The 7,566-nt window shown below is 63.3% G+C and carries 5 protein-coding genes; 2 read left to right on the top strand and 3 right to left on the bottom strand.

Going from position 1 to position 7,566, the window contains the following annotated elements:
- A partial coding sequence (locus JXA24_07485; GenBank protein ID MBN1283595.1) for a TolC family protein occupies positions 1 to 1,085 on the top strand: 1,085 nt, incomplete at its 5' end.
- Positions 1,082 to 4,216, top strand: a complete 3,135-nt coding sequence (locus JXA24_07480) for an efflux RND transporter permease subunit (protein ID MBN1283594.1) — start codon at positions 1,082 to 1,084, stop codon at positions 4,214 to 4,216. The genes JXA24_07485 and JXA24_07480, both read left to right, overlap by 4 nt.
- A gap of 51 nt (positions 4,217 to 4,267) precedes the next feature.
- On the opposite strand, the gene JXA24_07475 is transcribed toward JXA24_07480, so the two are convergent.
- The 3 genes from JXA24_07475 to coaD all read right to left on the bottom strand — a co-directional run bounded on the left by JXA24_07475 (position 4,268) and on the right by coaD (position 7,534).
- On the bottom strand, positions 4,268 to 5,698 hold the full coding sequence (locus JXA24_07475) for a class II fructose-bisphosphate aldolase (protein ID MBN1283593.1): 1,431 nt from the start codon (positions 5,696 to 5,698) through the stop codon (positions 4,268 to 4,270).
- Between the two features lie 110 nt (positions 5,699 to 5,808).
- Entirely contained in the window at positions 5,809 to 7,002 is a 1,194-nt protein-coding gene (locus JXA24_07470; protein ID MBN1283592.1) for a pyridoxal phosphate-dependent aminotransferase, read from the bottom strand.
- Between the two features lie 49 nt (positions 7,003 to 7,051).
- Positions 7,052 to 7,534, bottom strand: coding sequence for a pantetheine-phosphate adenylyltransferase (gene coaD, locus JXA24_07465; GenBank protein MBN1283591.1), 483 nt, complete (start codon positions 7,532 to 7,534; stop codon positions 7,052 to 7,054).
- Between the last annotated feature and the right edge of the window lie 32 nt (positions 7,535 to 7,566).

Genomic DNA, 7,566 nt, shown 5'->3' with positions numbered 1-7,566 from the left:
CGTTCGGCAGATACGAGCCGATACTCGGGATAAGCCTCCAGCAGCCGCTGATGAAGAACGCCTTCGGCATGAACGACCGCGGGGCGGTGAACGAGGCGAAGCGGGCCTATGCGGCGGCCGACCAGGCGGTGCGCCGCGAGGTCGACAAGCTCGTGTACGAGGCGCTGCAGGACTACTGGGCGCTCTTCTTCATCCGCGAGCACATGAAGTCCATAGAGCGCGCAATATCGTTCGCGCGCGAATTCTTGGGCACGACGCTCGAGGAGCGAAAGCTCGGCACCGCCGAGGAGACGGACGTGCTCGCTGCGCGCGCCAACCTCCTCGGAAGGCAGAACGAGCTCAGCGCCTACAGGGAGCTGGAGGAGGTGGCGGAGGAGGCGCTCAGAAACGACCTGGAGCTGGACCCGCATGAGGAGCTCTCGCTCGGGCGCGACTATCCGCCGAGAATAAAAAAGACCGAGCCGGTGGAGGAGATGATCTCGCGCGCCATGTCCAGCCGCGGCGACTACCTCGCGGCGCTTGAGGAGATCGAGCGACAGAGGATAAGGGTGAAGATGGCAAAGAACAGCCGCTGGCCGCAGCTGGATCTCGTCTCCACGCTGGACCTCAACGAGATAGACCGCAGCTATGGCGACGCGCTCTCGGACATGGACAGCCCCAACTTCACAGCGGGGCTCTCTCTCTCCGTGCCGATCGAGAACCGGGCCGCCCGGGCGGGCGCGCGCAGGGCCGAGGCGGAGCGGGCGAGGGCGGTCTACGAGGCGAAGGACCTGGAGAAGAGGATCGCCAACGAGATCGCGAGGCTCGCGGTGGCCATAGGCGAGAGGCTCACGATCGTGGAGCAGACCCAGAAGGCGCTCGCCATGCATCTCGAGAAGCAGAGGCTCGAGCTGGGCAAGTACAGGCTCGGCCGCTCGTCCTCCGACACGGTGAAGCGATACCAGGATGACACCGTCGACACCCAGCGCAACCTCTTCGAGGCGTGGCTCGCCTACAAGAAGGCGATGCTGGACCTCAGGCTCGCTCTCGGAGACATGGTGGCCGAACGGGGCGGCATAGTCGAGAGCACGGAGGTGGGCAGGTGAGAAAGCTATTCGAGTTCTCGGTCAGGCAGCCTCTGCTCGCCAACCTCATCACAGTGGTGATCCTGGTGGCGGGCGTCATGGCCATCTCCGGGCTCAACAGGGACATATTCCCGAACGTCAACCTGGACCTCGTAATAGTGAACGCGAGCTATCCCGGCGCCACCCCCCAGGAGATAGAGAAGCTCATCACGATCCCCATAGAGAAGGAGCTCAAGGAGGTCAGCGACATAAAGGAGATGAACTCCGCCTCCATCGAGGGTCTGGCCACCATACTCATCGAGATCGAGCCGGACGCGCGCGACAAGGCCAAGGTGGTCAACGACATCCAGCGCGCGGTGGACAACGCCGAGGACCTGCCGTCGGACCTCAAGGACAAGCCGCTGGTCAACGAGCTCCAGATGCGCGACCACCCGGTGGTCGAGGTCTCGCTGTCGGGCGACATCCCGGAGGCGGTGCTGGTGGAGAGCGCCAGGGAGATGGAGACGAGGCTCTTGGACCTATCCGACATCTCGCGCGTGGACCGCAACGGCTGGCGCGACCAGGAGATATGGGTCGAGGTCGACCCCGACGAGGTGTCGCGCTACAACCTGTCGCTCGCCGAGGTGATCCACTCGCTCAAGAGCCAGAACGTGAGCATCCCCGGCGGCAGCGTCATAGGCGACGGCGTGGAGAGGCTCTTGCGCACCACCGGCGAGTTCGAGAGCGCGTCAGAGATAGAGAGGGTGATACTGCGGGCCAACGAGCTGGGACACTGGGTGGAGGTCTCGGACATAGCGAAGGTCTCCGACGACTTCGAGCCGTGGCAGCAGATCCACAGGGCCAACGGCCACAGGGCGATCAACCTCGTCGCGGTCAAGAAGGAGTCGGCGGACGTGATCACCATGGTGGAGGAGGTCAAGCGGCTGGTAGATGATTACCGCAGGATCGCGCCCGAGGGCCTGGACATGAAGATCGTCAACGACATGTCCGTGTACGTGCAGAGGCGGCTGGACGTGCTCGTGGGCAACGGATGGGTCGGAGTGACCCTCGTCGTGATCTGCCTCTTTCTGTTCCTCTCGCTGCGCGCGGGGATCGTCACTGCGATCGGCATACCCACGGCGCTGCTCATAACGTTCATCGCCATGTACTACTCGCGCATGAGCATCAACATGCTCACCATGTTCGCGCTGATCATGGTGCTGGGCATGCTCGTGGACGACGCGATTGTGATAGCTGAGAACGTGCACCGCAGGATCGCGGGCGGAGACTCGGTCGAGGAGGCCGCGATCGAGGGCTCCGACGAGATATGGGCGCCGGTGCTCACCACGGTGCTCACCACGGTCGTGGCGTTTGCGCCGCTCATGTTCATGAGCGGCATCATCGGCAAATTCGTGCTCTATATGCCTCTTGTGGTCATCATCGCGCTGACCGCCTCGCTCTTTCAGGCGTTCGTCATCCTGCCCGCGCACATCGTGACCATCGAGCGGCTGCCCCGTTCGAAGTTTTTGGGCCGCCTCCACAGGGGCATCTTCGACCGCCTCTTCGGCCGATTCGCTGAAGGGTATGTGGGGCTGATCGAGCGGCTCATACGGATGCGCTGGCGCTTCATCGGCATCGTCTCAATATTCTTCGCGGTCTCTCTCTACATAGGGCTGTTCCGCCTCCCGTTCGTCCTGTTCCCGCAGAGAGGGATCGACGCCTTCTTCATAAGGGCCAAGGCGCCGATCGGCACGCCGGTGGAGAGGACCGAGGAGATGATGAAACGGATAGAGGCGGAGGTGGCGAAGATCCCGGCCTCCGAGATGGACGACTACGTCACACAGGTCGGCGTCATCCAGCAGGACTCGGGCGACCCCGCTGCGGAGCGGGCCAGCCACCTCGCCCAGATGCAGATCTTTCTGAAGCCGGAGGTAGACCGCAAGATGACCTCCGACGAGATGATCGCGCGGCTGAGGGAAGCCACAGAGGGATTCGCCGAATTCACGGAGATCACATTCGACAACGTGCGCCAGGGACCGCCGGTGGGCAAGCCGGTGTCGGTGAGGATACGCGGAGAGGACCTGGACGAGCTCGACGCGATAGCGGACGAGATCAAGGCGTTTCTGGCCGGGGTCCCCGGCGTCTCGGACATAAGGGACGACTACGAGGAGGGCAAGGGCGAGATCAACGTGGACGTGGACGAGAGGCAGGCCGCCAGGGCGGACATCACGGTCGAGGACGTGGCGCTCGCCGTGAGATCGGCCTTCGAGGGGACGATCGCGACCTCGATCAAGCGCTCGGACGAGGAGATAGACGTGAGGGTCCGCTTCCCGGATTCGTGGCGGTACAGGCCCGGCTCGCTCGACAAGGTGCTGATCCCCAACCCGCAGGGCTATCTCATACCCATCACGCAGGTGGCGACCCCGAGCGAGAAGAGGGGCATCAACGCGATCAGGCACTACGAGCGCAAGAGGACCGTCACCGTCACCGCGAACGTGGACGAGGATCTCGCCACCTCGGTCGGGACCACGAAGGCGATAGCTTCGCGCTTCGCCGACGTCCCGAAGGAGCACCCGGGCGTCATCATAAGTTTCGGCGGCGAGTGGGAGAAGACCCAGGAGTCCATGGCCGACCTCAAGATAGCCATGATCATCGCTGCGCTGCTCATCTTCACGATCCTCGTCTTCGAGTTCCAGTCGCTGCTGCAGCCGGTCGTAGTGCTGCTGGCGGTGCTCTACGGCTTCGTGGGCGTGACGTGGACGTTCATATTCCACGCCGAGCCCAAGAGCTTCCTCGCGATGATGGGGGTGGTCGGGCTCTCGGGGGTCGTGGTCAACAACTCCATTGTGTTCATGGACTTCATAAACAAGGCGCGGAAGAACGGCATGAGCGTGCGCGACTCGATCGTGGAGGCCGGGCGCCTGAGGCTCCGTCCCATACTGCTGACGACGATCACCACGATCTTCGGGATACTCCCGGTCGCCTACGGCGTCATGGGGTCCGACCCGTTCCTCAAGCCCATGGCGCTCTCGCTCGGCTGGGGGCTGGCCTTCGCCACCGCATGCACGCTGCTGGTGACTCCGCCCCTGTACGCGGTGGTCGACGATCTCCACTGCAGACTCATCAGCCGCCTCAAGTTCTGGTCCAACGGCTGCCAGGACAGGGGGTTCTGATAAAAAACCCCGGGCAGAGCGCCCGGGGTTTTTTATTTCGCTTCTCTCCGATCAGTCCGCGTTCGGGTTGTCCGAGCCCACGTCTGCAACTGCGGAGCTCTTGCCGGGCACCGGGTACTGGTGGTGGACCGCGGCCGGCTCAACCAGCTTCTCCACCACCGCACAGCTCCCCTTGATGCTGAGCTTTGTGAAGAGCATGTCGAACTGGCGCGCCAGCTCGCTCATGAGCGCGCTCTTGGTGTTGTCTGTGAACGACCACATCTCCCGCTTGAAAGGGCCGAAGGCGTTCTTTCGCGATTTGTAGTAGAACTGCTCCTTCGTCATGTCCGGTTTCCTGTCCTTGGCGCAGTGCTCGTCCAGCCACTTGTAGATGTTGTCCTTGAGGCCCTTGGGGAACGCCGTCGAGTCGAGGATGGTGTTCTGGAAGCCGGTGGCCAGGTGGACCTCCATGGCCTGGTGCTTCGGGAAGTTGTCGAACGCCGCCTCGGGAAGCGTGCTCGCCCCGTGCTGGACCACGCCGCCTATGCCGAACTGGCGGCGCGCCATGTCTCCGAGCCTGTCGATCACGCCGAAGTCCAGCTTCACGTCCGCGACGGAGCCGTCAGGCAGCGGCACCCCGCCGTGGCTGGTGCCGGTCTGTATCGAGATCTTGCTGATGCCCGGGCCTGTGCTCCCCATGGCCCTGTTGTACCCCTCCATGAAGGCCGCGAGTTCCTCGGGCGTGGAGTTCTGGGTGCCCACCTCGCCTATCTCGCCGCCGATGGATATGTTCACGTCCTTCGGCTGGCACGCGCGCACATGCATCGAGAGCTCGGCGGCGGTCTCGAAGTTGAGTTTCTGCTGCTCCATGACCGTGTCCTTCTTGAGGTCCACGAGCGTCGAGGTGTCGATGTCGATGTTGTAGAAGCCGGCGCTCACCGACTCGGTGATGAGCTCCTTTATGGCGTCTATCTCCGCGCGCGGGTTCTCGGCGAACTTCTTCGCGCTCGTCTGGAAGTGGTCGCCCTGGATGAATACCGGGGCCTTCCAGTTCTCGCGCAGCGCCGCCCCCAGCACGCAGGAGACGTACTCCGCAGGCCTCTGGGCCGTGTAGCCCATCTCCGACTTGGCGATCTCGAAGATGCAGGCTGAGGCGTCGTGCTTTCTCAGGGTCTTGAAGATGGTGCGCGCGGCGTCGTAGGTGAGCCCGCGCAGGTTTATCGCCGGCACGGTCATGTCCTTCCACGCGTCCTTCGCGCGCGCCATGTACATGTCGTGGATCGAGGCGGAGGGGCAGGACAGCGCCTGCGAGCCCTCCCAGATCACCCAGCGGGCCACGTTCTTCGTGTGCTCGTCGTCGCAGAAGACCGCTGTCCACACGAGTTTGTCCATGATCTCGTGGCGGAAGCGCTGCTCGTCCTTCACGACGAGCTTGCCCGCCTCGATGTCAAAGGCGCCTGCGCAGGCGGCCTTCATGTCCGTCTCGTTTCTCCAGAAATCCATGTGTTCCTCCTTGAGCCGTGACTCGTAACTCGTGACTCGTAACTCGTGACTCGTGACTCGTGACCGGTGAACCGTCAAATACGGTGCCTTAGATTGCAGATTATGGGGTGCTATGCAAGCTTTGAGAGGGCCTTGGATATCCTGGTCACGCCCTCCTCGATCCTCTGGCGGGAGGTGGCGTAGGAGAGCCGGATAAAGCCGGGGGCTCCGAAGGGGTCCCCGCCGACCGTCGCCACGTGGGCCTCGTCGAGCAGGAAGTCGGCGAGCGCAGAGGCGTCCGCGATCCGTCTGCCCTTCCAGCTGCGGCCTATCCACTCCCCGACGTTGGGCAGCAGGTAGAAGGCGCCGTCAGGCACGTGGCAGCGCATGCCGCGGATCGAGGCGAGCCCCTCGAGCATAAGGTCCCGGCGCGCCCTGAACTCGGCGCGCATCCGCTTGATCTCCTCCTGCGGCCCGGTCAGCGCCTCCACGCAGGCCTTCTGCACGAATCCCGGTATGCCGGAGTTCTGCTGGCCGACGATCTCGCCGATCTTTGAGACGATCTCTTTGGGGCCGGCCGCATATCCCATGCGCCAGCCGGTCATTGCGTATGTCTTGGAGACCCCGTTGACCACGACGGCGAGTTCCCTGCATCGCGGGCAGGCCTTTGCGATGGAGACGTGGGGCTCCCCGGTGTAGAGCAGCTTCTCGTAGACCTCGTCGGAGATGATCGCAACGCCGCGGTCGGCCAGGACCTCTCCAATGGCGGCGAGCTGTTTTGCGCCGTAGGAGCTGCCGCTGGGGTTCGACGGGTAATTGAGCACGATCGCGCGGGTGCGCGGCGTGATGGCTTCGGCCAGCGCCTCCGGCATGATCCTGAAGGCGTTCGACTCCTCTGTGGCGAGCACCCGCGGGACTCCTCCGGCGAGCATGACCTGATCGGGGTAGGAGACCCAGTAGGGCGCGGGGACGATCACCTCGTCGCCCGGGTCCACGATGACCTGCAGCGCATCGTATATCGCCTGCTTCGCGCCGCAGGTGATCACTATCTCTTCGACGGCGTAGTCCAGGCCGTTGTCGCGGGAGAGCTTCTCCCGCACCGCGGCGCGCAGCTCGGGGATCCCTGCGCTCGGGGTGTAGCGGGTGAGCCCCTCGTCTATGCCGCGCTTCCCCGCCTCGCGGATGTTAGCAGGGGTGTCGAAGTCGGGCTCCCCGACCGCGAAGCTCACTATGTCCACGCCCTCGGCGGCGAGCTTTCTGGCCCTGGCGGCCATGCCGAGGGTCGCCGACGGCTGCATTGCCATTGCGCGCTGCGAAAGTTTGATCATGCCTTCCCACTTTCCTGTATTCTCAGCTTCTCAGCTTCTTAGCTTCTTAGCTTCTCAGCTTCTTCTTTAACTCCTTTTCAACGACAGGATGTATCATCCCGCAGCCGCTGCCGCCGAACTGGAGTATCTCCTTTATGATGGAGGAGGACAGGTGCGCGTACTTTCCCTCGGTCATCATGTAGAGGATCTCGATCTCCGGGTCGAGGGTCTTGTTGGCGAGCGCCATCTGGGACTCGTATTCGTAGTCGCCCATGGTCCTCAGCCCCCTCAGTATCGTGTAAACTCCCTTTGAGCGCGCGTAGTCCACGAGCAGCCCCTCGAACCCGTCCACGGACACCCGCTCCTCCCCCTTGAATATCTCGCGCAGCATTCCAGTGCGCTCGTCTGCGGTGAAGATCGGCTCCTTGCGCGTGTTCACCGCGACCGCGACTATGATCCTGTCGAAGACCTTGAGCCCCCGCTCTATGATGTTCAGGTGCCCGTCGGTTGGCGGATCGAAGCTCCCTGCGCATATTGCCGATGTAGCCATGAAATCTCCCGTAGATTCGGTGACTCGTGACT

The organism is Pseudomonadota bacterium, from assembly GCA_016927275.1.
Classification (GTDB): domain Bacteria; phylum UBA10199; class UBA10199; order 2-02-FULL-44-16; family JAAZCA01; genus JAFGMW01.
Note: the sequence above shows the minus strand (reverse complement) of the source record. Positions and strands in the feature narration are given on the sequence as shown.

Excerpts from the sequence above, each read along its gene's own strand:
- JXA24_07475 (MBN1283593.1), bottom strand. The coding sequence starts at position 5,698 with ATGGATTTCTGGAGAAACGAGACGGACATGAAGGCCGCCTGCGCAGGC.
- coaD (MBN1283591.1), bottom strand. The coding sequence starts at position 7,534 with ATGGCTACATCGGCAATATGCGCAGGGAGCTTCGATCCGCCAACCGAC.